Origin of the sequence: Sphingomonas radicis (assembly GCF_051400635.1) — a bacterium.
Lineage (GTDB): Bacteria > Pseudomonadota > Alphaproteobacteria > Sphingomonadales > Sphingomonadaceae > Sphingomonas.
In genome coordinates this window covers 864,521-891,516 of record NZ_JBLFFG010000002.1, presented here as the reverse complement: position 1 = coordinate 891,516, position 26,996 = coordinate 864,521, and the positions used below count along the sequence as shown (strand labels likewise).

The following is a 26,996-nucleotide window of genomic DNA, read 5'->3' as shown; positions in this document are numbered from 1 at the left end:
CTGGGGTTCGGCTGTGCCTATTCCCTCGATGGCAGCTGAATCGCCGCGGCCGGAATGGCCGCGCTGATCAGGATTTCCTGGGTGCGGACCACGTCCATCAGTGCCTGCCATTCCTTGCCCGAAAGCGCCGGATCTGCGGCGGCGGCATCGTCGGCGCCGAAGAGTTTGGTGCTCGGCTTGCTCTTCGCCTGCTCGCGCGTCCTGGACTGTTGCATCTCATACTCACGCGCGTGGCTGGCCAGTCCGGCCTTTTCCTTCGCGGTCCCCTTGAAGGCCGAGAGCAGGAAATAGCCCATGCCGCGATCGGTATAGGTGGCGGCGATCGCCGAAGGCGGCAGATGCGAGAGGTCGATGACGCGTACCGAGCTGCCGAAGGTCTGCCCCTGCGGGTTCTTCGTCCCGCCCGCGATCGCGGTGGTCGACAAGAAGGGCGAAGGCTTCACGCCCTCGACGTGGCCCATCTCCAGCGAAGCCTTGATCTTGTTGGCGCTGATCCCGGAGGCGCTCACCGTTGCCTCCCTGGCGAACTTGCTCTTGAGCTTCTCGTCATAGTCGCCTTTCTTCGACTTGGGGATCGGGCTCAACGCAGTCGGGTATATGAAGCCTGCCGCGGCGAGCTCGGCCTCGTTGAAGTCGGAGATGCCGCGGTGGACGAAGCGCGGTACGAGCTGGCCGATACGGTCCATCACGAATTCTTCGTTGCCGCGGGTGATAATGAGCTGGTCGGAATTCGATGGCGATGCGGCTAGCGTGACGCCGCTGCGTTCAAGCTGGTCCCGACTGTCGCGGCGCAGCTTGGCCTCGAGCTTGGTATCTTGCCCCTCGCTCTCGACCAATGCCGCTTCGACAGGCGGCATCGCCTTGGCGAGGGCGGTGAGCAGAAGGTCGCGCAACGCGTTTGCATTGGCCAGATGCGTCGCGCGCTTGGTCGCAGGAGCGCCCTCCATGGGCTCGGCGAGCATGTCGCCGCGCACCCTCTGATATGCCTGGAGCAATGCCTCGAGACTGTTGAAGCTGTTCGCCCAGCGCGCAAGAGCGGTTCCGCCGGCCTGTTCCTTGATCCGATTGAGCATCTCGGCGTCGTTCTTGCCCGTCCGGAGGAGGCGCGAGCGCAGATCGTCGCTGCTCAGGTCCTGCATGTTCATCCGCGCCCGCAGCCGCGGACCGAGCCCGAAGCGGCTCCGCGAGTTGCGAATTTCGACGATCGAGTTGGTGACCTCGGCGTCGGTGAGCCCGGCCGAGACGATGGCACGGGCACGGGCGACGAACGCCTCCTCGTCGAGCGGAACCTGGGGCGGCGCAACGTCGTTCACCGTGGCTGCTCCGTTCGCAGCGACATAGTGCAGCGCGCGGAACAGACAGTCGCCGTCGTCGGCGGGATCGTAGACAATATGCGCCGGATTGAACGCGCCACCTGCCAAGGCGTGCTGGTTGACGATCTCGTAGTGCGCGCCGACGTTGAGCAGTGCGATGTCGCGCACCGCGCCGGCCGGTGGGCCGACGGTGTCGACCTGCACATAGCGCCGGTTGCGGTCGAGTATCAGGATCCGGCAGCGGAAGTTGAATGCGGTCGCGATGGCGGCCGCCTCCGCGCCGCTGCCCCACACGCCGCGCTCGGCGATGTCGCTGCGGTAGGCGGCGATGTCCTCGGTGGTGACGTGAAGATCGACAGCGCTTCCTGCCGCCTCGACTGCGCTGCCAAGCGCCCCTCCATCGATCGCGTTGATCTGGCGCACATAGGCCTCGAGCACCAGTTGGAGCTTGGTCGCGTCGGCATCGAGATCGTCGTGCTCGCGCAAAAGGCTGAGCGCGCGCACTACGGTGAAAGAGATCGCCTCGAGCTCGCGCTGGCCTTGGGCATCGAGCCCGCCGGCCGCCGCCGCTTGCAGCGCGGCAAGCGGCTTGCTGAGCGCAAGGATCTCGGCTTCGTCTACATCGCCGGAGATCAGGTGGATCTCCTCATCGAGAGCGTCGCGGGCCGCCTGTCCCTCGCGGTCGCCTTTCTTGATCAGGTCGAGGTCGCCACGCACCGCGTTGCGCTCGGCGACCGACATCGTCCGCGTGTCCTGCGCGCCGTCCTCGCCTGCCTTTGCGGGAATCCAAGAGCCGGGCAGCGCGCCTTTGCCGCGCACGGTCTTGCGTTTGACCCATACGCCCTGGACCGGCGCTGCGCCGGCCGGTACGCGACTGCGGTCGAGCGGCCCGGATCCCGTGCGCAGCGGGTCCAGCGCCAGCGCGCGCGCACCCATCACCTCGGCTTCGTGTTCGAGGCCGGCATCGTCATTGATCGGCGGACCGCCTTCGAGCCGCGCCGTCATCCGCACGCGCCCGCGCTTTTGCTGGACGACGTGCCATGCCTCATGCGGCAAATGCCGCTCCTGGCCTGGCGCGAGGTGAATGTCGCTGCCTTGGGCAAAGGCATGTGCGCCGATCCGACTGGGGCTGGCGGAATCGCGGTGTACGCGGACATCGTCCATCGTCATGCCCGACAGTGTCTCGATGCTCCTCTTCAGCCGGTCGGGCAGGCCGGTGTGGTTGGGCGCCGCAGCTGCGCGGATGAGACCTGAGGCGTGTGAACGGGCATAGTCGGCGATCGTTTCTCGCGGCGCAGCGATGCGCGCGCCGGCGCCCGTGGCGCAACTCGCCGCGGCGGGTTGCGCCACGGGCGCGTCCGCTCGGATACCGGGCGCGCGTCCTCCTTGTCCGTACGTTGCCGGCTCGAGCTTGGGCTGGAAACTGGCGCGCATTCGCCTTCCCTCTCAATCCGGGCATCGCCGGTCTTCACCGCGTGTGCCGCCGCGACCTTGCCGCACTTCGACCTCGACGAAAAGTGATCAGCATGCGCCGCTGCCGCAGGCCGCGGTGCTTGGGAGAGACTCTTTCACAGATCGTCCGTGTGTTCATCCGCGGCACTTGGTAGATCATCAAGTCCGGGGAACAGGCTAGGCAAGGGTGAGCTCGGCCAGTCGCTGGTGAAGGAAGGGGGCGGCGAACTGCGCGTGTTGCCCAGCTCGATCATTTCGCGGACGCCATTCGGGACAATTCGCCGATCCGAACGCCCGGCGAAATGGGACTGCGCGACCTCAGGCTCATCGAAGCGATCTATGTGTCGGCAGAAGCGCGACAGATCGTGAAACTGGCGCCGGACGGAAGAAGGCGGCGCTGACCGGCTGGGCATGTGCAGATTGGCCGCGGATAGGAGCCCGCCCGGCGCGCTGCCGCGGGGTGACAGAAACCCGGCGAGTTCAACCTTTCGATAGTTGCTGCTTGGCCGTGCGCTCAGCGCCTGTTGTCAATCGCGATCCAGTTCGTTTCCCACGTCGTTCCGCCGTCGGCCGAGAACGCCTGTTCGAAATCGGGCGGAGTTCGGCGGGATGTTCGAGATCACGAACCGGACAAGGACGGTGCGATCGTTGACGCTATCGACGCCGTAGAAGGTTCCGCCTCCCTTTCCATCTAACCCGCCTGTCACTGGGGGAGTAAGCGGGAGCGCCACAATGCTGAGGCTATCCCGTCAAGTCCATGGCAGCAGTCCCCAGCAACGGAAGGGCGGCGATCACCACGCCTGCCAGCAGGACCAGGGCCACCGCGGCCAAAGCGAGGCCATGCTGGCCCCTCTCGTTGAACGACTTCACGATTTCGACCAATGCTTGCCAGCGGTTCATGCCGTGACCTCCGTCAGATGCGCCACGATCCTGCCGAAGACGGCAGGGCGGCTTCAGCGCCATTTGAATGACCTCGCCTCCCTCTCTTGGTCTCAAGCGAAATCCTATTTTGCAAGCACAAACATCGAACGAAAAGGGAACAATGCTGAAGCGGGCACAATCAACATTTCGGGCGCGAAGGGGGTGGGGGAGGTCGCCATGGCGGGTGCCGCTGCCGCGATCGCGAACGCTGTTTATCACGCCACCGGCAAACGCATCCGACACTTGCCGATTTTCGTCGAGGACCTGCTCTGGGGCTCTATGCGGAACAATACAGCACCAGACCAATACGGCGGCGATGTGCCACGGGACGAAGGGCCGCTTCGCTATTCAGGTTCGGGAGCGGCTCGTCACCACGATTTGGTTGACGCGCAACAAGGCTCAGGGTGCTCCACGGGCAGCGCAGGCGTCGCCTTGCCGTCCGACCCGAGGCGCAGAAGGAGCGAGGCGTTGCGAATCTGTACCTCGACAGACCTATATCCGACCAGCGTGAGAAGCGGCCCGTCGTGCTCGTGTGGCGTCGCGTGTCGATTGATCGATCGCATTCCCCCGCGCCGGGCCGCTTCATGTCCCGCAAACGTATCTTCGAAGACTATGCATCGCGCTGGGTCAACGCCGAGCCGGCGCGCCGCGAGCAGATAGCCTTCGGGATCGGGCTTGCCCTTCGTCACGTCGCCTGCCGTAACGAGAACCTGCGGAATCGGCAGACCGGCGGCCGCCAGCCGGCGGGATGCAAGGGCAGGTCCCGCGGAAGTTACCACCGCCCAGCGATCAAAGGGCAGACGCTCGAGCAACGCTCGGGCACCGTCAATCGCCAGAGTGCCATCGTCTGCCGCGATCTCCTGCGCCTCGATAGACCGAGCAGCGGCCAAGGCGGTCTCCTCGTCCCTGGTGAAGTGGCGCGTCGTGTCGAGGGTCCGACGGCCATGAGAATAGGTGAGCACCGCTTCGGGATCGGCACCTTGTTCCGCAGACCATCGGCGCCAGATCCGCTCTGACACAGCAGTAGAATCCACCAGCGTGCCGTCCATGTCGAACAAAAGGGCGTCAGCGTGGAGCATCATTCGATCATTCATTCTCGATATCCGACGGTCATGGAGTGGAGCGCGTTTCGGTCGCGCAGGCGCCGCGCGTCCGGGAGATGCTTCCAGCGCACAGCGGCACCAGACACAGCATTGCAGCCAGCAGCCAGAAGGCCGCAGGCAGACCGATCGCTTGTGCGACAAAGCCGACGCCCGCGGGCCCGGCGAGAACGCCGGCGTATCCCACGGTGGTGACAGATGCGATTGCGAGACCAGACGGCATCGCGGTCTGCGAGCCTGCCAGCCTGAACAGCACCGGGACGATGTTTGCAGCGCCGAGGCCGATGAACAGGAAGCCAAGCAGCGAAAGCGCCGCGACCGGTGCGGTGAGGAGTAGGATGTAGCCAAGAATCGCGAGCATGCCGCCCCAGAACATCGTGCCGCGGTCTCCGAGGCGCGCTACGATCGCATCGCCTGCCAGACGCCCGACCGTCATCGCGACTGCAAAGACGCTGTAGCCGATGCCTGCCTGCGCAGTCGGCACCAATCCCTTGCCGCTCAACAGCAGGGCGCCCCAATCAAGCATCGCCCCCTCTGTTAGGAAGGTTATGCCCGCGAGGATCGCCAGCAGGATGACGATCCCGCGGGGAACCACGAAGAGCGGCGTATCCTCGCCTGTGGGGGTCGCAATGAGCCAGGGTGTCACGAAAAACATGGCCGGGATCATCAGCATCGAGGCGACGATTGTCGCCGTCACCGCCGCTACGTTCGAGGAGAGCGCTGTCGTCAGCAGCAAGGAGCCTGCAAAGGTGCCGACGCTGAAGAGGCCATGAAAGCCCGACATCAGCGGCCTGGATGCCCGCTGCTCGACCTCGACCGCATGCACGTTGATGCTGACATCGATAATTCCCAGGAATCCGCCAAACAGCAGGAGCACGGCCGCCATCGCAGGAACCGTAGGCGCGAGCGATAGAAAAGGCAGCATGATGCCTTGGCCGACCCCGCCCACGACGATCCAGGGGCGAGCCCCGAACCGCGATATCAGCGGCCCCGCGAGCTGCATGGCTAGAACCGACCCAAGGCCAAGGCACAGCAGGAGAAGGCCCAACGCGCCGTCGCCCACGGCAAGGCGTTCCTTTGCGAGAGGCACGAGCGGGGCCCAGCAGGCGAGCCCAAATCCCGCTACGAAGAACGATATACGTGTTGCGAGCCGCGATCCGGCATCCTGTGCGAACATTTGATATCCGCCCGTCAAGATTTCGGATCGGGCAACGGGCCGGCACGAAGCACGTCGCTGCCTCCCGTCCGGAGCTCGGCAATAGCCGCATTCGCCGCGTCGTGCTCGACCACGATGGTATGAATTGCGTCTAGGGAGGCGATCCGGTGAGAGGCATGGCCGCCGATTTTCTCGTTTGTCGCGAGGACCAGTGTCCGGCGGCTTCGCGTGACCAGCATCCGCTTGAAGGTCGCGTCAGCGGCATCGAAAGCGCTCACGCCGCCGATAGCCGACAGGGCGCACGCACCCAGAAAGCAGGTGTCGATGTTCAATCTTGCGACTGCCTCCAGAGCGGTTCCGTCGATCGAACCTCCAATCGCTGCATCGAACTCACCGCCGATCATGTGAATATGGATGTCGCGGCGTGCTGCGAGCGCCGCCGCAATCTCGATCGAGCTGGTGGCTACGGTCAGATCGCTCTCCCGCGGCAGTTCTTCCGCGACCAGCACATTGGTGCTGCCGTTGTCGAGGAAGACGAAGCTGCCCGGTTCGACATGAGCCTTCGCTGCCCGAGCGAGCGAACGCTTGCGATCTTGACCGCTGACGAGCCGATCTGCCAAGGGGGTCATGCCCGGTGTGAGCGGAAGAGCTCCGCCATACACACGTCGGCAAAGCCCGGCGGCAGCCAGTGCCCGCAGATCCCGGCGGATTGCATCTTCGGATACACCGAACTCAGCCGCGAGACTCCCCGAGTTTACAGGCCGCCCACCTTCGAGGCGGGCGGCGATCTCATCGCGACGGGCCAAGGGTACTTCACTGAGCATGTATCTTGCCTAGGATCTTGATCGTGCGTAATCAAGCTACATCGTGCATAAACGCGCAGAACGTCGCTGGAAGAAGCCTCACCAGGAGTCCTCCCGCGCTGGACGGCGCCTTCGGCCGCGCCCGAGCAGGTGCCCGCGGATACGCTCATCCTCCACAAGGATCTGGCGCTGCGGTAGAGGAGCGCGCAAGCCATCAGCGGCTTGCACCTTGGGCAGGGGCGCAGTGGAACATTTTGATTGTCGCGGGGCCTGGAATCCGAGCGAGCTCGGCGAGGGTGCGTTGCGCGGGAGATGCTGCGCTGCCGGGCTGCTACGTGGCACTGCTTCCTGCCGCGAGCAGCCATCACCTGCGGCTGGAGCGCGGCCGCCAGGGCGACCTAATAGTCGACGTAATAATCCTTTGGGAAGGTCTGGCCACCAAACGCCTTTTTGCTTGTCCACGGTACGGACGGCGCGGTCCAGTAGCTGTCCTTCGCAGGAAGCCCCAGCGCGATCAGGCTCTCGGCCGCAATGTACATGCTGCCGGCATTGGAATAGGCGTCCCCCAGCGTCGCCTGGTGGCCCGCAAAGCCGATGGTGAGGTAGCCCTCCGGGGTGAAATTCGTGGGATTGTCGAAGATGGCGCGCTGCGCGGCAAGCGTCGCTGCACGAACCTGACCCTCGGACAGCGACTTGGGAAGCTTCTTGCACCAGGCGAGCAGCCCCAATGGCTGAAACACCGCCGTGCGATAAGTGAGCGAGCGGCCGATCGGTGCATAGCTGCCATCGGGGCCGATCAACCGCTCGAGGTGCTCACCATAGCGTTGCATCCGCTTGGTTGCCTGTTCGAGCAGCGCACGCGGGTCGAGCGCGTTGAACTTGGCTCCCATCGTGACAAGCACCTCGAGGATCTCCACCAGCATCGGATGGATTACGTAGGAGCCATAATGGTCGAAGTGGAAGCGGGGCCCGTCCGCGTACCAGCCGTCGCCGACATACCATTCGGTGATCTTGCGGATCGCAAGCTCGATTCGGATTGGATCCCATCGTTCGCCGATCGAGAGCAGGAACGCCTCGTTCATTGCTGCGAAGAGCAGCCAGTTGGTATAGGGCGGCGGCACCCGGCGCAGGCTCTTGATCTCCTCCACCACGCGATTCTTGGTAGTCGCATCGAGCGGCTCCCAGAGCTGCTTGGGCGCTCGGAGGAAGGCGCGCGTGTAGAAGGCGGAATCGACGAGCGGTTGGCCTTCGGCATGCCACAGCAGATAGTCAGGACTTCTCGGGTCCACCGAATGCGCATAGCTCGCAACCGCCTGACGACGGAGTCTGGCGCGCAGGCTTCCTTCCGGCGTATCGTCGTCTGGAAGCGCGAGCCACGGCGCGATTCCCGAGATCAGCCGTCCGAAGGCCTCGAGATAGGCGACCTTGGGGTTGCGCCCGTCCCAGCTGGGGCTGAGCTCTGGCTGGAAGGTGGCCTGCAGCCTTCCCTGCGACATCGGGCCGAGCACCGGCGTGGCCATCTTCTCGAGCAGGTCGGCCATGTAGCGGCGGTCGGCGGCGCCCTGCGGGAGGGGGGCACGGGCACCGGCGGGTGTGGCTGCGAACGTTGCGGCGGTACCGGCGCCGAGCGCCGAGGCGAGAAAGTGACGGCGTTTCATGCGATGCTCCGTGCGGTGTTCGCTCAGCGGTAAGGAAGGAAGCCCAGCGGCTCGGCAGCGCAGGTGAAGGCGGCGTTCAAATCAGCTCTCCTGCATTTGCCGGATTGGCACGGTGAGGCTCGGTGCCCTCCCTGAAGGGCCGCAGCGTGATTGCCGGCTCCTTGCCGATCGCATGCCCGCAGGATTTCCCCAGTCGCGTCGATCCGGAGAGATCTGCGGCAGGATAGACGGCGCCGCTCCTGTGCTGCGAGCGCCGGGCGCGCGCACACAAAAGCCAAGGCCGTAACGCGCGCGAGTGGTCGCATAAGTCCCCTTATTCCCGCTCTTCCGGCGGATCGACTGCCTTGTGTGCCGGTGTTAGACGACGAGTATCGACCGGAGATTAGTATGACAAGTCGACAAGGGACTCCCGCAACCGGAGGCTCCAGCGCGATCGAGGGGCGGACCCGAACGGGCTCGCTGACGGATGAATTATTCGTCAAGCTTGAGGCGCAGATACGCTCCGGCGCGCTTCCCGCGGGCTCGCGTCTGCCGCCGCAGAAGGAGATCGCCCTGTCGGAGGATGTCAGCCGCACCGTAGTGCGCGAGGCCGTGGCGCGCCTGACTGCCCAGGGCTTGACCGTCTCGCGACAAGGCGCCGGCGTATTCGTCGCCGATACCGCCGAATACCGGGCGTTTCAGATCACGCGCGAGGAAGTGCAGGAACTCGCCGACGTCATCAAGCTGCTGGAGATCCGCATGGCCGTGGAGACGGAGATGGCCGGGCTGGCGGCCGCACGGCGCACGACCTCGGATATCGCCGCGATCCAGGATGCCTTGTCCGAAATGGTGGCAGTCGGCAAGGACCCGATGGCTTCCGCAAAGGCGGACGCAGCGTTTCACCTGGCGATCGCACGAGCGACACAGAACGAATATTATCCGCGGTTCGTCGAGTTCCTTGGCCTGCGCCTCGTGCCTTCGCGCACCCTGTATCTCGGTGACCAGTCCGACGCGGCGCACCAGGTTTATGCCGCAAAGGTGCTCGCCGAGCATGAGGCGATCGTCGACGCGATCATTCGGATGGATTCGGCGCGCGCTCGCGAAGCCGCCCGGCGGCACATGCATGAAAGCCTGACTCGCCACTCCACGCTGAGCGCCAGTCTGCGGGCCCGCAAACGCCCGGAAGAAACCACCCTGGGCTGAATGGCTGATGTGCGAATCTGTCTGATTAGCTCGGTTGCGGAGATGCGCTCGTAGACGGACGCCCATTATTTTTGCCCTGTTTCCTCCTCTGGAGCGAACAAATCAGACAATTGACGGGTTAGGCGAAAGTTATCATACAACATGGACACGCGCGGCGTACGCCGTGAACGTGAAGGAGAGGGAAATGGGGAAATCGATTCTCGCATCGGCTGTTTCGGCCGGTGCGCTTGCCTGCATCATTGTCGCGGTCCCCGCTCACGCGCAGATGGCCGAGCCCGGCGGGGCCGTCGCTCAGGATGCTCCTCAGGGCGACGCCCAACCGGAAGGTTCGACGGATGAGATCGTCGTCACCGGTTTTCGGGGCAGCCTCGGCAAGGCAATCGAGCTCAAGCGCGAATCGATCGGTTTCCGCGATTCGATCGTCGCTGAGGACATCGGCAAGTTTCCCGAGGCAAATGTCGCTGACTCGCTCCAGCGCATCCCGGGCGTGATCCTGTCGCGCGACGGTGCCTCGAACGAAGGCCAGCGCATCAGCATTCGCGGCCTCGGCTCCGAATTCACGGTGACGACGATCAACGGCGCGCCGGTGCGCACGACCTCGGCGATGAACGTCGGCGGGTCCAGCCGAGACTTCAACTACGATGTCTTCCCGTCCGAGCTGTTCGGCCGCGTCGATGTGTACAAGTCGCCCCAGGCCAATCTCGAGGAAGGCGGCATCGGCGGCAATGTGGATCTGCAGACGCCGCGCCCGTTCGACAATGATGAGCGCGTGATCCGCTACACCGCTCAGGCCAATTACAACACCCAGTCGAAGGAATGGCGTCCGCGCGGATCGCTGCTGCTCAGCGATACCTGGGGCAATTTCGGCGCGCTGTTTGGCGTCGCCTATGCGCAGAACGTCAACGAGCGCTCGGGCTTCCAATCGACCGGCGGCGGCACCAGTGGCTATAATTCGTCGGCGCTCGGGCGGCGCCCCTATTATGCGACGCCGGGAAATCCGGTGCCCGCGAACACGAGCGGCCCGTTCCAGTTCGAGCTGGACCTCGACAACCCGCTCGCCAACTTCGGCAACCTGACCCGCGCGCAGGTCGAGAATGCGTATCTGCCGCGCTTCTATCGCGTCTTTGCGTCGAACAACGAGCGCGAGCGCCTCGGCTTCGTCGGATCGCTCCAGTACAAGAGCGAGCGCTTCGAGGCGAGCATCGACGGCATCTACGCCGACCTGACCGACCGGACCGACGAGTTCACCTTCGGCGTGCCCGTGCGCAACTCGCGCACGGTCGCCGGCAGCAGCTCAGCGCCTGGTACCGGAACCAACTCGGGTTTGATCCCGCTCGACGTGCGTATCGATCAGTACAACAATCTCTACGGCACCTTCGGGAACTCGAGCATCTTGACGGAAAGCTTCTATCGCGACGCTCATACCGAGTTCAAATACGGCATCATCCGCGCAGCCTACAGCATTACCGATACGATGAAGCTCTCGGCGCAGGCCAATTTGAGCGAGAGCAAGGCGGTCTATTCCGAGAACCGGATCGTCTCGAATATCTACGGCATCACCACGACCTTCGATCCTTCGAAGGATATCACCTATCCGACGATCAGCTCGCCGGTCGACTTCACCGACCCGGCCAACTATCGAGCGCCGTCGCTCGGCTTCGCGATCAATGACGAATTCGACAAGCAGAAGACCGCTCGGGCAGTGTTGGACTGGACTCCGCTCGAGACGGGCGACGAGCTGCTCTCGATGAAGCTGGGCGGCAGCTATGTCTCCACCACCAAGCGGGTCCAGCGGCAGGACGGCAGCAGCATCGCCAACACTCGGCCGCTTCCGCAGGGCGGTACCTTCGCTACGAACCCCACAGGGGTGTTCGCGAACATGGATCCCTTCGTCCAGTTCGGCGGATTGGCGAACGGTGGGAACGCGGGATATCCTTCGCAGTTCGCCACCTTCTCGCGCACATTCGTGATGGACGTCCTCGACGCCAATGCGGCCAATCGCGCGGCCACGCCCGCGCTCAACCAGGCCTTCACCGCCGAGGAGATCGTCAAGTCGGCCTTCTTCGAGACCAGCTTCAAGATTCCGGTCGGCAGCCACGTGCTGCGCGGCAACTTCGGTATCCGCTACTCGGACACCAAGACGCTGATCAACAACTACCAGAGCGCCCCTGGCGGCGGGTTCGCCCCGGCCGAGCGGGAGGGCGGGTATCAGAACTTTCTTCCCTCAGCGAGCCTCGCCTTCGACATCACGCCGAAGCTCGTGCTGCGGGGATCCGCGGGCCAGACGATCACGCGCGGGTCGCTGGCAACCATCGCGGCCGGCACTAGGGTGCCGAACATCTTCAACCCAGCGGTTACGGTCGGGAATCCGAACCTCCGTCCCCAGCTGGCCACCACGTTCGACGCGGCTCTGGAATGGTACTTCGCGCCCGGCGGATTGCTGAGTGGAGGTGTGTTCAAAAAGGACATCGTCGATCGCCCGTTCGCGGTGGTGGATCGTGTCCCGTTCGGGACGCTGGGCCTGCCCTCGAACCTGTTCAGCTGCGCTTCGCTGGGCGCCGGGGCTTGCCCACCCGAGCTCGGCGGTAACGTCATCGATCCAAACTTCCTGTTCGATCGCACGATCACGGTGAATCAGAACGAGCTGAAGCTCAAGGGGCTGGAGCTCGCATATCAGCAGAACTTCACCTTCCTGCCGGCGCCGTTCGACGGGCTGGGCATCACCAGCAGCTTCACGCTGATCGACCAGGAGGGCGACGACTTCGTTCTGACGAACGGCGACCGCGTCGCGATGCAGGGTGTGCCGGACTATACGTACAGCGTCACCGCCTTTTATGAGAAGGGGCCGTTCTCGATCCGCGGGTCGTACAATTATCGTGCGAAGACAGGGCAGAGCTCGACCAACACCGGCAATAACCAGGTGCCCTATCTCGCTCCCCAGGGGTTCCTCGACGGCACGATCAGCTACAAGGTGAACGACCGGATCGAGCTGCGCATCGATGCGCTGAACATCACCAATGAGAACGTCTTCTTCTACTATGAGGATCCCACCCAGCCGGAAGGCAATGGCCTGAGCCGTCGTGACAATTCATTCTTCAACGGCACGACCATCTCATTCGGCGTCCGGGGTCGGTTCTAGTTTTTCCCTGGGGAGGGCGCCTGTATTCGGCAGGCACCCTTTCTTTTTCGCAACTCGGACTGGCTGGAGGTCGGCCCATCGGTGTTCGGGCATATAGCCTTGGTGGAGGGGCAACGGGGCAATCCTGACTCGTGACGATCTGGAGAAGGGGCAAAAATGAAGCATCTCGCCTTGGCATCGGCACTGCTGGCTGCTGCGCCGACCGCGGTTCTCGCTCAGGGTTCGGTCGCGGCAAGGCCCGCATCGGATGTGATCGAGGCCGCGGTCCGCCTCGCCGACTGGCAGCTCGGCCAAATGCACGGCGGCACCGTCTCGCGCGTCACGGGCGAGACGCGCAACCCGCGCGCGTGGGAGCAGGCGGCCTTCTGGGTCGGGATGACGGCGCTAGTCGACGCCGGGGGCCCGCCGCGGGTCCGGCAGGCGATCCTCGACATGGGTGCCGCCAACCAGTGGCTTCCCGGCAAGCTGCCCTATTTCGCTGACGATCATGCCATCACGCAATCCTATCTCTGGGCGGCGCGGAACGGTGCGGGCGAAGCGGCGCGTAAGCCCGCCCGCCGCACCTTCGATCGCGTGATCGGCGAGCCCGCGGTCACGTCGCTCGCCTTCTTCGTTCCGCCCGAGGGCTATGGCGCGGCCGAATGCCTGAAGCGTTGGTGCTGGTGCGATGCGCTGTTCATGGCGCCGCCTGCCTTCGCCGAAATGTCGCTGCAGACCGGCGACCCGCGCTACCTCGATTTCGCGATGCGCGAATTCTGGGCGACGACCGATTTCCTCTACGATCCCGCCGAACGCCTCTATTACCGCGACAGCCGCTTCTTCGAGCGCCGCGATGCCAGAGGACGCAAAGAGTTCTGGAGCCGCGGCAATGGCTGGGTGTTCGCCGGCATGGCGCGCACCATCCCGCTGCTCGCGAAAGGCAGCGCGGATCGTGTGCGGATGGAGGGCTTGTTCCTCCAGATGGCGAGCCGCCTGAAGGAGCTGCAGAAGGCGGACGGCTATTGGTCTCCCTCGCTGCTCGCCCCGGAGGGCTCGCCGCCTGAGTCGAGCGGCACGGGCTTCTATACCTTCGGTCTCGCCTGGGGAATCAATTCAGGGCTGCTGCCGCGCGCTGAATATGAGCCGGCGGTCCGCCGCGGCTGGATTGCGCTCCAGCGTGCGATCCAGCCCGACGGGCGCCTCGGCTATGTTCAGCAGGTGAGCGACCGCCCTGAGAAGGTCGAGCCCGGCGATACCCAATATTACGGCGTCGGCGCCTTTCTGCTCGCCGCCACCCAGGTGGCCGCGCTCGACAAGGGCAAGCGCTAGTCCGCAGGAGGCGGGCTTGTTCGAGAAGACCGATTACGGAACGCATCCGGAGATGAATGGATGGCGCCTCCAACCGGGACTACGCGACCGTCTCCGTCTCCGGCCTCCGCCGCCGCGAGGTGGTGCTGACCCATTCGCATGGAGAGCATGAACGTCATCGACGTCTGCTTAGCCACGGTGAGTCGACGGGTCGATCATGGCAAAATCTTGGCGCAGGCGAAATGCGGGACTGTTCTGCCGGCGCGATCAGGGCTGATCGCTGCATGGCGTCGCCGATCCGCCTGCGGCCGCTCAGTCTCCAACGCCACGGCTCGAAAACAGACGTTCCTCGGGGTGCCGATCGGCTTGGCGACGCGCTCGAGCAGGCGTTGAGCCCATTCTCGTGCGTCCTGCCCTACGCTAACGGTGCCTGCGACTAAAGGGAATCAAGATATGCAAAGCGACACGATCGCGCAGCCTCGGCTGGCTCTGACGCTGGTCGTGACCGCAACGGTGCTCGGGATTATGGGCACCGACCTGGTACTTCCTGCCGTTCCGTCGCTGCCTCAAGGCCTGGGCGGCAACGCTGCGGAGGCGCAGCTCGTCCTTGCTGCCTATGTCGGCGGCACGAGCCTAGGCCTGCTGGTTTACGGAGCCTTGGGCGACAGGTTGCCGACGCGCTGGCTCTTTATCGCTTCGCTCGTGCTCACCGGGATTGTGTCCTTCGCCTGTGCCTTCGCTTCCTCCATGTGGATGCTGATCCCGCTGAGAGCCATCCAGGGTTCGGTCGCCGCCGGCCCCGCCGTGTTCGCGCCGGCAATCGTGCGCTCGATGTTCGACGAGGCCGGTGCGATCCGCGCCCTCGGTGCGCTCGGCAGCATAGAAGCGCTTGCCCCGGCGCTCGCTCCGATCCTCGGCATCTGGCTGCTGGCGTTCGGCGGCTGGACCTTATCCTTCAAGCTCATGGGCGCCATCGCGCTGGCGCTTGCCGCGCTCAACCTCGTCCTGCCGCTGATCCCCCAAACGAGCCGCCGTGCCGCCGGCAGCTATGCGCGACTGATCGCGGATCCGGTCTATCTTCGCTACGCGCTCAGTCAGGCTTTCGTTCTCGGGGGGCTTCTCGTCTTCGTGTTCGGAGCGCCCGCGGTCATGGTGCACAGCCTCGGCGGGAATCTTGTCGACTTCATCATAATGCAGGTCTGCGGCATTGCCACCTTCATCCTTGCCGCCAACCTCGCCAGCCGGTTCGTCGCGCGCTTCGGGGCCGAGCCGATGATCACGTTCGGCACCGTTCTCGCAGCAGTCGGTGCCCTGGCAATGTTGAGCTACGCGCTCGCGGGAGGCGCACGTCCACACGGCATCACGGTTTTCTTTGTGCCGATCAATATCGGCCTCGGCTTGCGCGGCCCGCCCGGTTTTTACCGCGCCGTTCTTGCGAGCCATGGCGATGATGCGCGTGGCAGCGCGCTCGTAATCCTTTTCATCATGCTAGCAACAGCTGGCGGAACGGCAGCGGCCGCGCCATTCATCCAGCAAGGTCTGGTGCCGCTCGCCGCAACCGCCGCGGTGCTGGAGGCGGTGGCGCTCGCCTGTCTTCTTCTGCCAAAAATGCCGAATTCTTGAGAATATCCCTTATGTCCTGGATCGCGAACTGGTGGGCATGTCGGGCTGAGCTGCGCAATATCGGCGGGCTCCTCACGAAATAGTGTCGGACGCCGACATAGCCGTTGTCTCTTCGAAGGGGCGCCATCAGAAGCTGAAGGCGGCGCTGAAGCGGAACGACCGTCCGAGGATCGGCCGCGCCAGGATCGGCCCCGAGCCCTGCCAGCCGATGGTGCGCGGATTGCCTTTGGTGAGACCGATCTCGTCAGTGAGGTTGTTGCCGGTCACCTGGAGCTTGATCTGGTCGTTGATGTCGACCGAGACACCTGCGTCTAGCTGATAGAAGTGCGGCAGCAGCTGGTTGTTCTCGGGGTCCGAATATCGGTCGCCGGTATACTGCAGCGTCGCGAACACCGACGGACGCACACTGCCAAGCTCGACATCATAGGCGGGCGTCACGCGCCAAGCCCAGCCTGGCTGGCGCGGGACGTGATTGCCCGTGTTGTCGATGGTCCCGCCGCCGGTGAAGAAATCCTCATAGGTAGCATCGAGCACTCCAGGGGAACTCACGTAACATTTATCATTGCATGAACCTGTTTTTCTGCATACGTAACGTTTAAAGTTTCATGAAGGTGCGGAGACGGCGATGAAGTACGATGTGATCGTGATCGGCGGCAGTTTCGCCGGGCAGTCGGCTGCCATGCAGCTCGCGCGGGCGCGGCAGAGAGTGTTGATCATCGACTCGGGTCAGCCGCGGAACCGGTTCGCCGCTGCGTCACACGGCTTTCTGGGGCAGGACGGAAGGGCGCCCCATGCGATCATGCAAGAAGCTGGGCGTCAGCTGCTTACATATCCCTCTGCGGACGTCGTGAACGGCGAGGCGTACGGCGCGGAAGGCGAGATCGGCAACTTCGACGTCACCCTCGCAAGCGGCGAGCGTCGGCAGGCGCGCAGACTGGTCCTGGCAACCGGCGTGACCGATGAACTGCCCCAAATTCCGGGGTTGACCGAGCGCTGGGGAGTGACGGTGCTGCACTGTCCCTATTGCCACGGCTATGAGGTCCGGGATCGCAATCTGGGCGTGATCGCGAACCATCCGATGTCGCCTCATCAGGCGGCGCTCATCCCCGATTGGGGCCCGACCACCTATTTCACGCAGGGGCAATTCGAACCGAATGAGGTGGAGACCGCGCGGCTGGCCGCACGTGGTGTCGCGATCGAGCGGACGCCCGTCGTCGAAATTCTCGGCGCAGCGCCGGAGATCGAGGCAATCAGGCTGGCCGACGGCCGTGATATCCGGGTTGCGGCGCTCTTCACGGCCCCCAGGACGCGCATGGCCAGCCCGCTGGCGGAGCAGCTGGGCGTGGCGTTCGCAGATGGGCCCTCTGGACGTTTCATTCAGGTCGATGACTGGGGGCAGACCTCGCTCGACGGGGTATATGCTGCGGGCGACGCGGCCCAGCCGATGCATAACGCCACGCTCGCCTCGGCCTCGGGTGTGCTCGCCGGGGTCGGCGCGCATCAGTCGCTGACGCGAGACCTGCAAGGATCCAGAGCGGCAGCGACAGCAGCGAATGCTGATTGACGAAGAAGAAAAGCGGAAAGCACGACCATCAGCCGCCACAGCCTCCGCACCCGCCGCAACCACCCCCGCCGCCGCAGCCTCCCCCGGCATCGCCCGAACCGTCGCCCGTTCGCATGAGATGGAAATCGTTCAGGCCGGAGCCGGCCAGCACCGTCGTCCCAAATAGCGCCACAGCCAAGGGGATCTCGCCGGCGGTCGGCGCGCGCTGAAGACGCTCGGCGCCCGCTTGCGCCTCCTCGATCGCGGCAATGCCGCGCTGCGTTCTTGCTTCCGGTGTGAGCCAGCGCATCAGGCCAAAGATGGCGGTGATGATCAACAGGGCCGTCAGGAAGCCGGTGGGGTGGCCGAGCTCATTGCCATAGCGCCAACGCGACAAGCCGAACGCGATCAGCAGCAGATAGGGCAAGGTCTGGCACACGCGGATCACCTCTACTCGCGTTCGGCCCATCATGAGCCCATCGGCGACAAGCCTCCTGCGAACTGCGCGCGCATGCATGTCCAGTGCATTCTGGACCACGCTCCAGTCAAACGGCGAAGACAGCGCGAGCACGCTCGCCTCTGCCTTGTCGCGAACCGCACCCGGTTGGACGATCTCGACCTTCCGATCCTTGGCCATTGCGATCTGCTGCGACGAAAGGAGCCGGGCGATGACAAGTTCGAAGAAGCGATCCCTACCGCCGGACAGGTAGGCGGTTTGCTCGTCGTCGATCGCCCCGGGCCCGCGGCCAGACCTGCGGAGATAATGGGGAATGGCAAACCCCAGATAGATGACGAGGAGGAGGAGCGCGCCATAAAGCGCGAGGAACTGGCTGCCATTCAGATCGTCATGACTGAAAAACACTACGCGACAACGCTCCGTTACCAGAGGACAAAGTGAAGCATCGCAACCAGCGCAGCAATGACGAAAATCGCCCATAGCGCAGGCTTGGGTACCACGATCCCGTCGCGCGGGTGAACGCGCCGGGCGCGGGGATCCTCCAGGAGCCGCCGCGCCGCGCCAGGCCAGATATCGAGTGGCGGCGGCACACCGAAGACCTCCTCATAGCGTTTCAGCGTGCGAGCATACTGCTCGAAGAAGCGCGCTCGCTCGATATCGCCTCCGGCGGTCGGTCCATGGTGCAGCGGCCGTCCGAGTATGTCGGGGCAGAAGCGCTCCCAATAATCCCGGCTATAGGTGAGATGAAGGTGCCATGCTTGATCGACCGCATCGGAAGGGGTCAACTGATTGTCGCTTGTTGCGGCCATGAAGCAGAAGCGGCGATACTCGGCGAACACACGCAGCGCATGCGCTTCGCTCCAGCCATTCTCGCGCGCGAGCCGCTGCACGAAGGTCAAGCGCGCATTCTCAGGGCCCACGACATAGGATGACAGCGCACGCCATACTGGGTGATGGGGGAAAATGGTGGATCCACGATCCAGGCTACGCATCAGATCTGAAGGTATCACAGGCCTGGCGCCAGACAAGCTTCTGTCCTTAGTCTGCACCTTCACAACGATCATTTTCACAACGATCATTTTCACAACGATCATTCGCCCGCTAACGGCCCGGGCCTTTCCATTTCAATGGCCGCCTAGAGCCCTCTTTGTTGCCTTGTCCTCGAAGGGGGTTGGTGAGTACGGGGCGGCAGCTTCGCGCCCCCAATTGCGGACGTTCATTGCTATCGGTCATCTTCCTCAAAGCGGACTTAGCGGCGATTTGAAGAATGAGATGCTGCGCGGTGAAGGTTCAGCCGCCGTGCTCGATCCGAACCGTGATCGCACCCGGGCGATCGAAGACCGACAGATCACCAGTCACTCGCCCGAGGACGATGATTCCCGGCTCTGGTACGTGGCCGTTCCGGTAATATATGACAAAATCATCGTTCCCCCACAGGCCAAGCGTGCCGGCGGAGAACTCGGTTTGCCGCTGCAGCTCGGGCAAGGGCGAGGGCAGAGTCCCTGTCTTTTCCTGCCGAAGATGGTCGCGCATCTCGATGGTGAGCGGGAGCATTCGCCGCAGCGCTCTCGTAGCATCGTTGTCGACAAGCTCGGCCGTGAGCCGGCCCCGATCCGACGAAATGACGATGCGTTCCTGTGTCATTGCAGGTCCAGCTCGTGCGTCCGGCTCGCGTGCTGGAGCGCTATCGCCCGGGCGGGTCGCCACAATGTTCCCGTCGCCCGCGGCTGCGGCATTGCCGGTGCGCTCGCCGGCGCCGCAGGCGCCGGGGACCAGGCTGGTGGCGACCAGTATTGCCATTCGACGTTGTTGTCTCATGGATGCCTCCTAACTTCGTCAGCCAGTGCGGGATTGCGCATATTGTTCGTCGGTGACGTGTTCCATCCATGTGACCGGGGAGCCGTTCACCGATTCCTGAATCGCGATGTGCGCCATGGAGGAGTGCGGTGAAGCACCGTGCCAGTGGCGAACGTTCGGCGGACACCAGACGACGTCCCCTTCGCGGATCTCCTCGATGGGGCCGCCCTCGACCTGGGTCCGTCCGCTGCCGGCGGTCACGACCAGCCGCTGTCCGCGCGGGTGCGTATGCCACGCCGTGCGGGCGCCAGGTTCGAATGCGACCAATGCCGCCCCGACTTGGGAAGGCGCTTTCGGATCGAACAGCGGCGTGATCGTGGCTGTGCCGGTGAAATACTGTGCCGGCCCCTGCGTCGGCTGGCGTGTGTCGCTGCGGCTGATTTCCATCTGCCCTGCTCCTTGTTCGGAAGAATTGCCTTGCGCTTGCGCCTCCTGCGCCTCCTGCGTCTGCTGCTCCGGCGAACAGGCGAGGAGCGCCACCGGTAGGAGGATTGCTCCGATCGACTTCATCTCGACGCCCTCCTTAAGCGAGGTGCTGGTTGAAGAAGGACGTGAGCTTGTCGAACGGGATCAGGTCGATCCGGTCGTACAGGTCGACATGGCCCGCGCCCGGAACCCAGACCAGCTCCTTCGGCTCCGCCGCCCGCCGGAAAGCGTCTTCGCTGAACTCGCGCGAGTGCGCCTGATCGCCCGAAATGAACAGCATCGGGCGTGGGCTGATCGTCTCGATATCGTTGAACGGGTAGAAGTTCATGAACTTGACGTTGCTGGTCAGCGTCGGGTGGGTCGTCGTGCGCGGCGATCCGCCCTTCGGCGTGAACTCGCCGCGCGGCGTGCGATAGAAGTCGTAGAACTCGCGCTGGATCGGGTCAGTGTCCGCGGTCAGTTCATGCATCGTCCCGCCGGTATATCGGGTCTCGCCACCGGTGAACTCGGCATAGCGCTGCTCGGCGGCTTCGGCGATGATCCGCTTGCGCTGCTCGACCGACAGCGAATGGTTGAGCGCGTTGCGGTTGGCGGCGCCCATATCGTACATGCTGACGGTCGCGATCGCCCTTAGGCGGGGATCGATCTTGGCGGCGCTGACGATGAAGCTGCCGCTGCCGCAGATGCCGATCCCGCCGATCCGGTTGCGGTCCACGAATGGCTGCGTTCCGAGGAAATCGACCGCGGCGCTGAACGCCTCGGCATAGAAGTCGGGCGCTACTGCATTGCGCGGCTGGCCCTCACTCTCGCCCCAGAAGGGCAGGTCGATCGACATTGCGGCGAAGCCCTGTTCGGCCATCTTCGTGGCGTAAAGGTTCGCGCTTTGCTCCTTCACCGCGCCCATCGGGTGGCCGACGACGAGCGCCGGATGTTTCGCGTTCCGATCGAGGTCGCGGGGCAGGAACAGGTTGCCGGCGACCTGCATCCGGTACTGGTCCGTGAACATGACCTTCCGGGAGGTCACGCGATCGCTGGTGTAAAAGTTATTGGCTCCGTTGGACATGTCTTGGCCCTCCGCGGTTGGAAGATTGAAGAAGGAGGCGCCGAGCGCCGCTGCGCTCGCCCCGGTGAGGCGAAGCAGGCTTCGCCGGCTCAGCTCGGCGGCAGCGGCTCGGTTGAGCGCACGATGTTCAGAGATGTTTTCGGTGTTCATCTGAATGCTCCGCAGGAGAGGGCGGGCGCGGGATCGCGCGACCGGCGCGCGCCGAGCGCGCCGACAAGGGCCGAGGCTCCGAGCAGGGCCGCGCTCGCAAGGAAGGTCGCCTGATGACCGCCGGCGTCGAACAGCAGCCCGCCGCCCGCCGCGCCCAGCGTGATCGCCAGCTGGACGACCGCAACCATCAGTCCGCCGCCGGCCTCGGCGTCGTCGGGCAGCGTGCGGCTCAGCCAGGTCCACCAGGCGACCGGCAGTCCGGTCCCGATCAGGCCCCAGAGGGCGAGCAGCACTGCGGTCGGCAGCGGCAGAGTCCCCATCGCGATCAGCGCAAGCGCCACCATCGCCATGGCCAGCGGGGCCAGCACCAGAGTGGCGTTCAGGCTCCTGCTGACCAGATGGCCGATCAGCCAGGCTCCGATCAGACCCGCGCCGCCCATCACCAGCAGGATCAGGGAGAGGAGCGACACGCTCACGCCGGTCGTGTTCTCCAGAAAGGGCCGCAGGTAGGTGAAGAGCCCGAACTGCCCCATGAACAGCAATGCGATGGCGATCATGCCGCGCGTGGCGCCGGGCCGTCGCAGCACACCGAGCGCGCTGGCGCTGCGCACCGTGCGATCCGAAGGCATCGAGGGCAGCGTCAGCCATTGCCAGGCGAAGGTGACCGCGGCGAGCGGCACGACGAGGAAGAACGCGCCGCGCCAGCCGATGAACTGGCCGAGGAAGCTGCCGAGCGGGGCGGCGATTGTGGTCGCCAGCGCATTACCGCCGTTGAGCAGCGCGAGTGCTCGCGGCACCTGATCTTCGGGCACGAGACGCATAACCGTGGCGGCCGACATCGACCAGAAGCCACCGATCACGATGCCGAGCAACGCGCGCCCGATCATCAGCACCCCGAAATTGGGGGCGAAGGCGACCAGCAGGCCCGATACCAGCATGAGCACAGTGAGCGCGAGCAACAGCGCACGGCGATCGACTCCGCGCGTTATCGAGGCAATGGAGAGGCTTGTCAGCACTGCGAACAACCCGGAGACTGAAATCGCCTGCCCGGCCGTGCCCTCGGTCAGATGAAGGTCAGACGCGATCGGCGTCAGAATGCTGACCGGCATGAACTCCGACGCGATGAGCGTCGACACGCAAAGCGTCAGCGCCAGCACCGCTCCCCAGCCGGACCGTGGGGCGCCCGACCTGTCGGCATGCGCAAAAATCTGTTCGATGCTGGCGCTACTGGCCATATCGCGGTTCCATCTGTCATTGGAGGGATCACGGGCAGCACCGTGATCGACAGAGGCCCATATATGCGGCGGGACGGCGGTGAATTACCCGCTCCGTCGTTGATGAAGCGATGAGCCAGGCTCATCGTTCGCGAACCTGGACCGCCTCCTACATTCCGAGCGGGCGCATCTCGCGGATGAGGTCGATCAGCAGGCGCAGCCCGGTCGGTAACTGCCGGCGCCCCGAATAATAGATGTGGAATCCAGAGCCCATCGAAGACCAGTCCTTCAGCACCAGGCGCAGGTCGCCGCGATCGACCAGCGGGGTCACGCACGGTTCTGGCAAATAGGCCAGCGCGGCGCCCCCGGTGGTGAGGGCGAGTGCGAACTGGGTTTCGTCGATCGTGATCGCCCCAGGCACATCTATTGCGAGCGTTTCCTCGCCTTTCTCGAATTCCCAGCGATAGATGCTGTCATCGCCCAGCCGGATCCGCAGGCAGCGATGCGAGAGGAGATCGCGCGGGTACTCAGGCGTCCCAAAGCGTTCGAGATATGCCGGCGCGCCCACCACCACCCAGCGGATGTCGCTGGACAGGCGCTGCGCAATCATGTCCTCCGGAACCGTCCCGCCATAGCGGATCCCGGCATCCGCTCCTGCCGCAACCACGTCCACCAGATGATTCGACACGCAAACGTCGATCTCGATGTCCGGAAACCGATCGACGAATGTCGGCAGAACCGGTGCGAGGATAAGTGTTGCGGCATGCTCCAGCACATTCAGCCGGATGCGCCCGGCGGGCTCTTCCCGATAGCGGTTCAGCACCTCGATTGCTGATCCGATCGCGTCGAACGGCGCACCGATGGCCGCACGCAGTTCCTCGCCGGCAGCCGTGAGCGTCACGCTTCGGCTGCTCCGGTTGAGCAAGCGAACGCCGAGGCGCGTTTCGAGCCCTTTCAGCGCATGGCTGAGCGCAGACGCACTGACGCCCAACTCGAGACCGGCGCGCCGGAAGCTGCGATGTCTGGCGATCGCGAGGAAATAGCTGAAATCCGCCAGGTCGGTTCGACTGATCTGCACTGAAGGAGTGTGATCGCGCCGAATCTGAAAAGCAATCAGGATGAGCGCTGCTCATCACTACCGAGCGCGTCCCTTAGCTTTGCGCCCGACGAAAGCCAATCGGTGAGGGTCGGTGCGCTTCTGAAGGACAGGGTTTCGGCTATTTCCAGCCTTGAGCAGTAGCGCCCGCGGTCAGGCGGTACGGTAAAAGGCGGAGAACGACAGCTTCAGGCGGCGCTATGGTAGTACGAACGGCGAAACATATTCGTTATGTTTGTCCTGCGCGGGGCGCCAAATACCGCCGTTTCCCGCCGCTTTCTATCCCCGCGGCGCCCCGGCCACGCCCGGATAGTAGACCGGGCGGCCAGTGACGGAATAGGAGTTCGAATCATCCGATGCGGCGATTGCCCGACGCGAGGGAGGTCTTGGGCGTTTCTCCAAGCCGGGTTTGATAACGAAGGCGAGAGGCAGATTACCCTATAAAGGTTGACCTGCCCGAACCGGGAGAGCTCGATGCAGAAGAATGCCGGCTCCCAGGGTTGAGGTCGCCAGCGCGATGCCCGCGCCGATTCCGAGCCGCCCTTCGACTAGTTGGCTGGCGGTCGCAGTGGCAAACACGCCGATTCCCATGGCGAAGCCGCTCAACAACGCGGGATAGAGGCGATTGCGCGGCAGGAACACCGACATGAACAAGGCGGCGCTGACGCAGAGATCGGGAAAGAGGAAGACGTTCGACAGTCGCCAGCCGTCGCCTATGAACAGGAATATGACTGTACCGAGCGCCGTTCCCGCGGCGAGGAGCCGCAACAAGAGCGGCTCGGCACCGGTTTTCTCGTCACGCTTGTGCATGAGCCTTCTCCGAGCTGGAAGCAATATGAGCAGCGCTCATATGTTTTGCTTGCGACGGAATATGAGCAGTGTCAATATTCGGCCATGGCTGGAGAAGCAGACGACATGATAGAACTGCACGGGCCTACGAAGCGCCCATATCATCATGGCGATCTGAAGCCGTTGCTGGTGCGCACGGCCGCCGCGATGCTGGAGCGAGACGGGCCCGAGGCGGTGTCGCTGCGCGCGGTTGCGCGGGCGGCAGGGGTTTCCCCGACGGCGCCGTACAACCATTTCGTCAGCAAAGAGGATTTGCTCGCTATCCTGGCAGCAGCCGGCTTCGACGATCTCGGAGTATCGCAACGACGCGCCGCGGACGAGGCAGGTTCTGCCCGCGACCGGATCGTCGCACTTGGGCTCGACTATGTCGCCTTCGCAGCCGCGCACCCGCAGCGCTACCGTCTCATGTTTGGGGTCGCGCTGCCCGATTGGCACGAGCGGCCGCCTGTCGCCCAGGCAAAGTTGGCATCCTTCATTCCGATCAGGACCGCGATTGCGGATCATCTCTGCGCCATGGCGGAGGATAATCAGGTGGAAGTGGCGGCCGTGGCGGCTTGGGCGCTGGTTCACGGGCTGGCGATGCTCCGCATCGACGGCTCGTTCCACTATCTGGCCGGCGGGTTCGCCAGCGGCACCTTGGAGCGGCGAGCCATCCTTCAATTCATGTGCGGGCTGGATGTGAACGACCGCTGATCTTCGCCTGGACCTCACTGGTACAAGGAGAGCGCACGATGACCATGGATCGACGCACTTTTATGGGCGGGCTGGCGGCCACCGGCCTGCTCGCCGGCTGCGGCGCCTCGGGCAGCCGCAACGGGGCCGTTCCCTCAGGCGCGACGATGCACAATGTCGACGTGGTCGCCTATCACGACCTCGATCGGCGGCCCGGCTTCAAGATGACGATCCTGGAGCGCGACGGGCGCTGGTATCTCTACACGGGTTGTTTCTGGCACCGCGGCTGGAACATCGTGGAGGTGACCGATCCCGCACGGCCGGAACTGGTGAACTTCGTGCGCGGACCGGACAATACGTTCACGCTCCAGGTCGAGCTTGCCGACAACACGCTGATCACTGCGCTGGAGAAGGGGCTCGACAATGCGCCCTGGGGCCTCGACCCGAACCGAGCCTTTGAGGAGGGGGTGCTGCTGTGGGATCTCGCCGATCCGGTGCGGCCGCGGCAGGTGGGCCATTATCGCACCGGCGGGCGCGGCACTCATCGCAATGGCTATCAGGGCGGACGCTATATGCACCTTGCCGCTGGCGCGCCGGGCTTCGATGGCAACATTTATTCAATCGTGGACATCCGGGATCGCGCCGCGCCGCGCGAAGTCGGGCGGTGGTGGGTGCCTGGCCAGCAGCGACCGCCGGGTGCCAATGAGACCGTTCCCGTGCAGCGCCAAGCGATGGAGGCAGCGGGTTTCTGCAACATCGATGGCAAGGACGTCTCACTCCACGGTCCGGCGGTAATCGAAGGCACCCGGGCTTGGCTGCCCTACGGCGCGGCGGGGCTGATCGTGCTCGACATCTCCGACGTCACTCGTCCTCGCCAGATCGCGCGCGTTCCCTTCACGCCGCCTTTCCATTCGACCTTCGGCGTTCACGGCGTGCTGCCTGTGCCGTCGCGCGGTGTCGCCTATCTCAATTCGGAAGACACTTCCTACGGCCGCGGCGCCGCTCATTTCGCCGGTATCCTCGACATCCGCAATCCCGCACGACCACAGCTCATCTCCCTGTTTCCCGAACCGATCCCGCCCGAGCACGCGCCCTATCGAAGCTTCTCCGAGCGCCCGGGCTGGAGCGGTCCGCACAATATCAACCAACTCCAGCACAATCCCGCGGTCCAGCGGCAGGGCAACCTGTTCTACATCGCCCACTTCAATGCGGGGCTGCGCATTTACGACGTCTCGCACCCGCGCTTGCCGCGCGAGATCGGCTGGTTCATGCCGCCCGACCCTGTCGAACGGCTCGGGCCGATGCCCCAGGGACCGCTCGTCGCCCAGACCGAGGACGTGCTGGTCGATCGCCGCGGCAACATCTTCGTCACCGACAAAAACCAAGGCCTGTGGGTGTTGCGCTACAGTGGGTCGCAGATAGGAGTGTAACCGAACTGCCCGCCCAGAGGTCGTGGCGCGCAGGGCAAGCGCCGGCGAGGGATCAAACGACGCGCTCACCGCCCAGTTGTCGCCCACCGAATTGCCCAGCGTGATGTGCTCATAGCCCTCGATCCGTTTGCCGTTGAGCCGTGAAGCGTAATGGTTGAAGTAGCCATCGATCGCGAAGGGGCCGGTGCGGTATCCCGCGCGCAGCTCGAAGCCCTCGGCCACGAAATTCCCGACATTCTCGTAATAGGTTGTCGGCTGCGGCGGCGCGCGACCGATTTGATCAAGCACCACGTCGCGGATCTTCGTGCGGTAATAAACGGCCGAGGCGGTGGTCCCGTCGCGGTCGTACTTCACGCCGCCTTCGATGTTCTCGACCCGCTTGGGCCGCAGGCCCGGCGCGAGCGCGCTGCCCTCCAGCGCGAAGGCGTCGCCGATCTCCTTGCCGCGAAACGTCTGGGCCTCAGAAATAGAATCTCATCCCCTGAACGGCTGAATGTGACGAAATTGTAAGCATATTGTCAGGCTAACGACCAGTCGCGGTGGCATTGCACAGGCGAGGAGTTGCTCGGTCTTCCGAGTTCGACCACCGCGCCAACCATCGGCGC

At 64.3% G+C, this 26,996-nt stretch carries 22 protein-coding genes and 2 pseudogenes; 8 read left to right on the top strand and 16 right to left on the bottom strand.

Annotated features, from left to right (window positions below; all coding sequences use genetic code 11):
* Positions 1–17: 17 nt before the first annotated feature.
* The gene (locus tag ACMGDH_RS11130) at positions 18–2,663 is read right to left on the bottom strand and encodes an eCIS core domain-containing protein (protein ID WP_436827992.1); all 2,646 of its coding nucleotides are present in this window, start codon (positions 2,661–2,663) and stop codon (positions 18–20) included.
* Positions 2,664–3,007: 344 nt separating this feature from the next.
* On the opposite strand from ACMGDH_RS11130, the pseudogene ACMGDH_RS11125 reads away from it, so the two are divergent.
* Positions 3,008–3,166 (top strand): annotated as a pseudogene (locus tag ACMGDH_RS11125) (Gfo/Idh/MocA family oxidoreductase); the annotation flags it as partial.
* Between the two features lie 340 nt (positions 3,167–3,506).
* On the opposite strand, the gene ACMGDH_RS11120 reads toward ACMGDH_RS11125, so the two are convergent.
* The 5 genes from ACMGDH_RS11120 to ACMGDH_RS11100 all read right to left on the bottom strand — a co-directional run bounded on the left by ACMGDH_RS11120 (position 3,507) and on the right by ACMGDH_RS11100 (position 8,403).
* Entirely contained in the window at positions 3,507–3,665 is a 159-nt protein-coding gene (locus ACMGDH_RS11120; RefSeq protein WP_436827991.1) for a hypothetical protein, read from the bottom strand.
* 389 nt (positions 3,666–4,054) lie between these two features.
* The gene (locus tag ACMGDH_RS11115; RefSeq protein ID WP_436827990.1) at positions 4,055–4,780 is read right to left on the bottom strand and encodes an HAD-IA family hydrolase; all 726 of its coding nucleotides are present in this window, start codon (positions 4,778–4,780) and stop codon (positions 4,055–4,057) included.
* A 16-nt stretch (positions 4,781–4,796) separates the two neighbouring features.
* Positions 4,797–5,963 (bottom strand): MFS transporter, encoded by a 1,167-nt coding sequence (locus tag ACMGDH_RS11110; protein ID WP_436827989.1) that lies wholly within the window; start codon positions 5,961–5,963, stop codon positions 4,797–4,799.
* Between the two features lie 14 nt (positions 5,964–5,977).
* Positions 5,978–6,766: a DeoR/GlpR family DNA-binding transcription regulator gene (locus ACMGDH_RS11105; RefSeq protein ID WP_436827988.1), complete on the bottom strand. Its 789-nt coding sequence runs from the start codon at positions 6,764–6,766 to the stop codon at positions 5,978–5,980.
* Positions 6,767–7,143: 377 nt separating this feature from the next.
* Positions 7,144–8,403, bottom strand: a complete 1,260-nt coding sequence (locus ACMGDH_RS11100) for a DUF2264 domain-containing protein (RefSeq protein ID WP_436827987.1) — start codon at positions 8,401–8,403, stop codon at positions 7,144–7,146.
* Between the two features lie 354 nt (positions 8,404–8,757).
* On the opposite strand from ACMGDH_RS11100, the gene ACMGDH_RS11095 reads away from it, so the two are divergent.
* From ACMGDH_RS11095 to ACMGDH_RS11080, 4 genes are all read left to right on the top strand, one after another.
* Complete coding sequence (locus tag ACMGDH_RS11095) at positions 8,758–9,585, top strand: FadR/GntR family transcriptional regulator (protein ID WP_436827986.1); 828 nt, start codon at positions 8,758–8,760, stop codon at positions 9,583–9,585.
* A gap of 184 nt (positions 9,586–9,769) precedes the next feature.
* A complete protein-coding gene (locus tag ACMGDH_RS11090) occupies positions 9,770–12,724 on the top strand; it encodes a TonB-dependent receptor (RefSeq protein ID WP_436827985.1) in 2,955 nt (984 codons plus the stop codon).
* A 156-nt stretch (positions 12,725–12,880) separates the two neighbouring features.
* The gene (locus tag ACMGDH_RS11085; protein ID WP_436827984.1) at positions 12,881–14,032 is read left to right on the top strand and encodes a glycoside hydrolase family 88/105 protein; all 1,152 of its coding nucleotides are present in this window, start codon (positions 12,881–12,883) and stop codon (positions 14,030–14,032) included.
* Positions 14,033–14,464: 432 nt separating this feature from the next.
* On the top strand, positions 14,465–15,634 hold the full coding sequence (locus tag ACMGDH_RS11080; protein WP_436827983.1) for an MFS transporter: 1,170 nt from the start codon (positions 14,465–14,467) through the stop codon (positions 15,632–15,634).
* 126 nt (positions 15,635–15,760) lie between these two features.
* On the opposite strand, the gene ACMGDH_RS11075 is transcribed toward ACMGDH_RS11080, so the two are convergent.
* The gene (locus ACMGDH_RS11075; RefSeq protein ID WP_436827982.1) at positions 15,761–16,183 is read right to left on the bottom strand and encodes a TonB-dependent receptor domain-containing protein; all 423 of its coding nucleotides are present in this window, start codon (positions 16,181–16,183) and stop codon (positions 15,761–15,763) included.
* A gap of 76 nt (positions 16,184–16,259) precedes the next feature.
* Between ACMGDH_RS11075 and ACMGDH_RS11070 the strand changes: the two genes are divergently transcribed.
* Entirely contained in the window at positions 16,260–17,198 is a 939-nt protein-coding gene (locus ACMGDH_RS11070) for an NAD(P)/FAD-dependent oxidoreductase (RefSeq protein ID WP_436827981.1), read from the top strand.
* 28 nt (positions 17,199–17,226) lie between these two features.
* Here ACMGDH_RS11070 and ACMGDH_RS11065 read toward each other — a convergent pair whose 3' ends face one another.
* From ACMGDH_RS11065 to ACMGDH_RS11030, 8 genes are all read right to left on the bottom strand, one after another.
* Complete coding sequence (locus ACMGDH_RS11065) at positions 17,227–18,039, bottom strand: TIGR04222 domain-containing membrane protein (protein WP_436827980.1); 813 nt, start codon at positions 18,037–18,039, stop codon at positions 17,227–17,229.
* A 17-nt stretch (positions 18,040–18,056) separates the two neighbouring features.
* A complete protein-coding gene (locus ACMGDH_RS11060) occupies positions 18,057–18,728 on the bottom strand; it encodes a glycine-rich domain-containing protein (protein WP_436827979.1) in 672 nt (223 codons plus the stop codon).
* Between the two features lie 196 nt (positions 18,729–18,924).
* Positions 18,925–19,434: a cyclophilin-like fold protein gene (locus ACMGDH_RS11055; RefSeq protein WP_436827978.1), complete on the bottom strand. Its 510-nt coding sequence runs from the start codon at positions 19,432–19,434 to the stop codon at positions 18,925–18,927.
* 36 nt (positions 19,435–19,470) lie between these two features.
* On the bottom strand, positions 19,471–20,001 hold the full coding sequence (locus ACMGDH_RS11050; RefSeq protein WP_436827977.1) for a (R)-mandelonitrile lyase: 531 nt from the start codon (positions 19,999–20,001) through the stop codon (positions 19,471–19,473).
* Between the two features lie 13 nt (positions 20,002–20,014).
* Positions 20,015–21,130: an alpha/beta hydrolase gene (locus tag ACMGDH_RS11045; RefSeq protein WP_436827976.1), complete on the bottom strand. Its 1,116-nt coding sequence runs from the start codon at positions 21,128–21,130 to the stop codon at positions 20,015–20,017.
* The gene (locus tag ACMGDH_RS11040; protein ID WP_436827975.1) at positions 21,127–22,365 is read right to left on the bottom strand and encodes an MFS transporter; all 1,239 of its coding nucleotides are present in this window, start codon (positions 22,363–22,365) and stop codon (positions 21,127–21,129) included. The genes ACMGDH_RS11045 and ACMGDH_RS11040 overlap by 4 nt, the downstream gene beginning before the upstream one ends.
* Positions 22,366–22,513: 148 nt before the next feature.
* Entirely contained in the window at positions 22,514–23,422 is a 909-nt protein-coding gene (locus ACMGDH_RS11035; RefSeq protein ID WP_436827974.1) for a LysR substrate-binding domain-containing protein, read from the bottom strand.
* Positions 23,423–23,878: 456 nt separating this feature from the next.
* Positions 23,879–24,250: a hypothetical protein gene (locus tag ACMGDH_RS11030; protein ID WP_436827973.1), complete on the bottom strand. Its 372-nt coding sequence runs from the start codon at positions 24,248–24,250 to the stop codon at positions 23,879–23,881.
* 45 nt (positions 24,251–24,295) lie between these two features.
* On the opposite strand from ACMGDH_RS11030, the gene ACMGDH_RS11025 reads away from it, so the two are divergent.
* Together ACMGDH_RS11025 and ACMGDH_RS11020 are read left to right on the top strand one after the other, a co-directional pair.
* Positions 24,296–24,982 (top strand): TetR/AcrR family transcriptional regulator, encoded by a 687-nt coding sequence (locus ACMGDH_RS11025; protein WP_436827972.1) that lies wholly within the window; start codon positions 24,296–24,298, stop codon positions 24,980–24,982.
* A 38-nt stretch (positions 24,983–25,020) separates the two neighbouring features.
* A complete protein-coding gene (locus tag ACMGDH_RS11020) occupies positions 25,021–26,391 on the top strand; it encodes an LVIVD repeat-containing protein (RefSeq protein ID WP_436827971.1) in 1,371 nt (456 codons plus the stop codon).
* 204 nt (positions 26,392–26,595) lie between these two features.
* Here ACMGDH_RS11020 and ACMGDH_RS11015 read toward each other — a convergent pair.
* Positions 26,596–26,808, bottom strand: a pseudogene (locus ACMGDH_RS11015) (TonB-dependent receptor); the annotation flags it as partial.
* Positions 26,809–26,996: the final 188 nt, after the last annotated feature.

Coding starts and splice junctions, on each gene's coding strand:
- ACMGDH_RS11080 (WP_436827983.1), top strand. CDS start 14,465: ATGCAAAGCGACACGATCGCGCAGCCTCGGCTGGCTCTGACGCTGGTC.
- ACMGDH_RS11105 (WP_436827988.1), bottom strand. CDS start 6,766: ATGCTCAGTGAAGTACCCTTGGCCCGTCGCGATGAGATCGCCGCCCGC.
- ACMGDH_RS11060 (WP_436827979.1), bottom strand. CDS start 18,728: ATGATCGTTGTGAAAATGATCGTTGTGAAAATGATCGTTGTGAAGGTG.
- ACMGDH_RS11030 (WP_436827973.1), bottom strand. CDS start 24,250: ATGCACAAGCGTGACGAGAAAACCGGTGCCGAGCCGCTCTTGTTGCGG.
- ACMGDH_RS11055 (WP_436827978.1), bottom strand. CDS start 19,434: ATGGCAATACTGGTCGCCACCAGCCTGGTCCCCGGCGCCTGCGGCGCC.
- ACMGDH_RS11120 (WP_436827991.1), bottom strand. CDS start 3,665: ATGAACCGCTGGCAAGCATTGGTCGAAATCGTGAAGTCGTTCAACGAG.
- ACMGDH_RS11100 (WP_436827987.1), bottom strand. CDS start 8,403: ATGAAACGCCGTCACTTTCTCGCCTCGGCGCTCGGCGCCGGTACCGCC.
- ACMGDH_RS11070 (WP_436827981.1), top strand. CDS start 16,260: ATGAAGTACGATGTGATCGTGATCGGCGGCAGTTTCGCCGGGCAGTCG.
- ACMGDH_RS11115 (WP_436827990.1), bottom strand. CDS start 4,780: ATGAATGATCGAATGATGCTCCACGCTGACGCCCTTTTGTTCGACATG.
- ACMGDH_RS11090 (WP_436827985.1), top strand. CDS start 9,770: ATGGGGAAATCGATTCTCGCATCGGCTGTTTCGGCCGGTGCGCTTGCC.
- ACMGDH_RS11050 (WP_436827977.1), bottom strand. CDS start 20,001: ATGAAGTCGATCGGAGCAATCCTCCTACCGGTGGCGCTCCTCGCCTGT.
- ACMGDH_RS11085 (WP_436827984.1), top strand. CDS start 12,881: ATGAAGCATCTCGCCTTGGCATCGGCACTGCTGGCTGCTGCGCCGACC.
- ACMGDH_RS11040 (WP_436827975.1), bottom strand. CDS start 22,365: ATGGCCAGTAGCGCCAGCATCGAACAGATTTTTGCGCATGCCGACAGG.
- ACMGDH_RS11110 (WP_436827989.1), bottom strand. CDS start 5,963: ATGTTCGCACAGGATGCCGGATCGCGGCTCGCAACACGTATATCGTTC.
- ACMGDH_RS11045 (WP_436827976.1), bottom strand. CDS start 21,130: ATGAACACCGAAAACATCTCTGAACATCGTGCGCTCAACCGAGCCGCT.
- ACMGDH_RS11020 (WP_436827971.1), top strand. CDS start 25,021: ATGACCATGGATCGACGCACTTTTATGGGCGGGCTGGCGGCCACCGGC.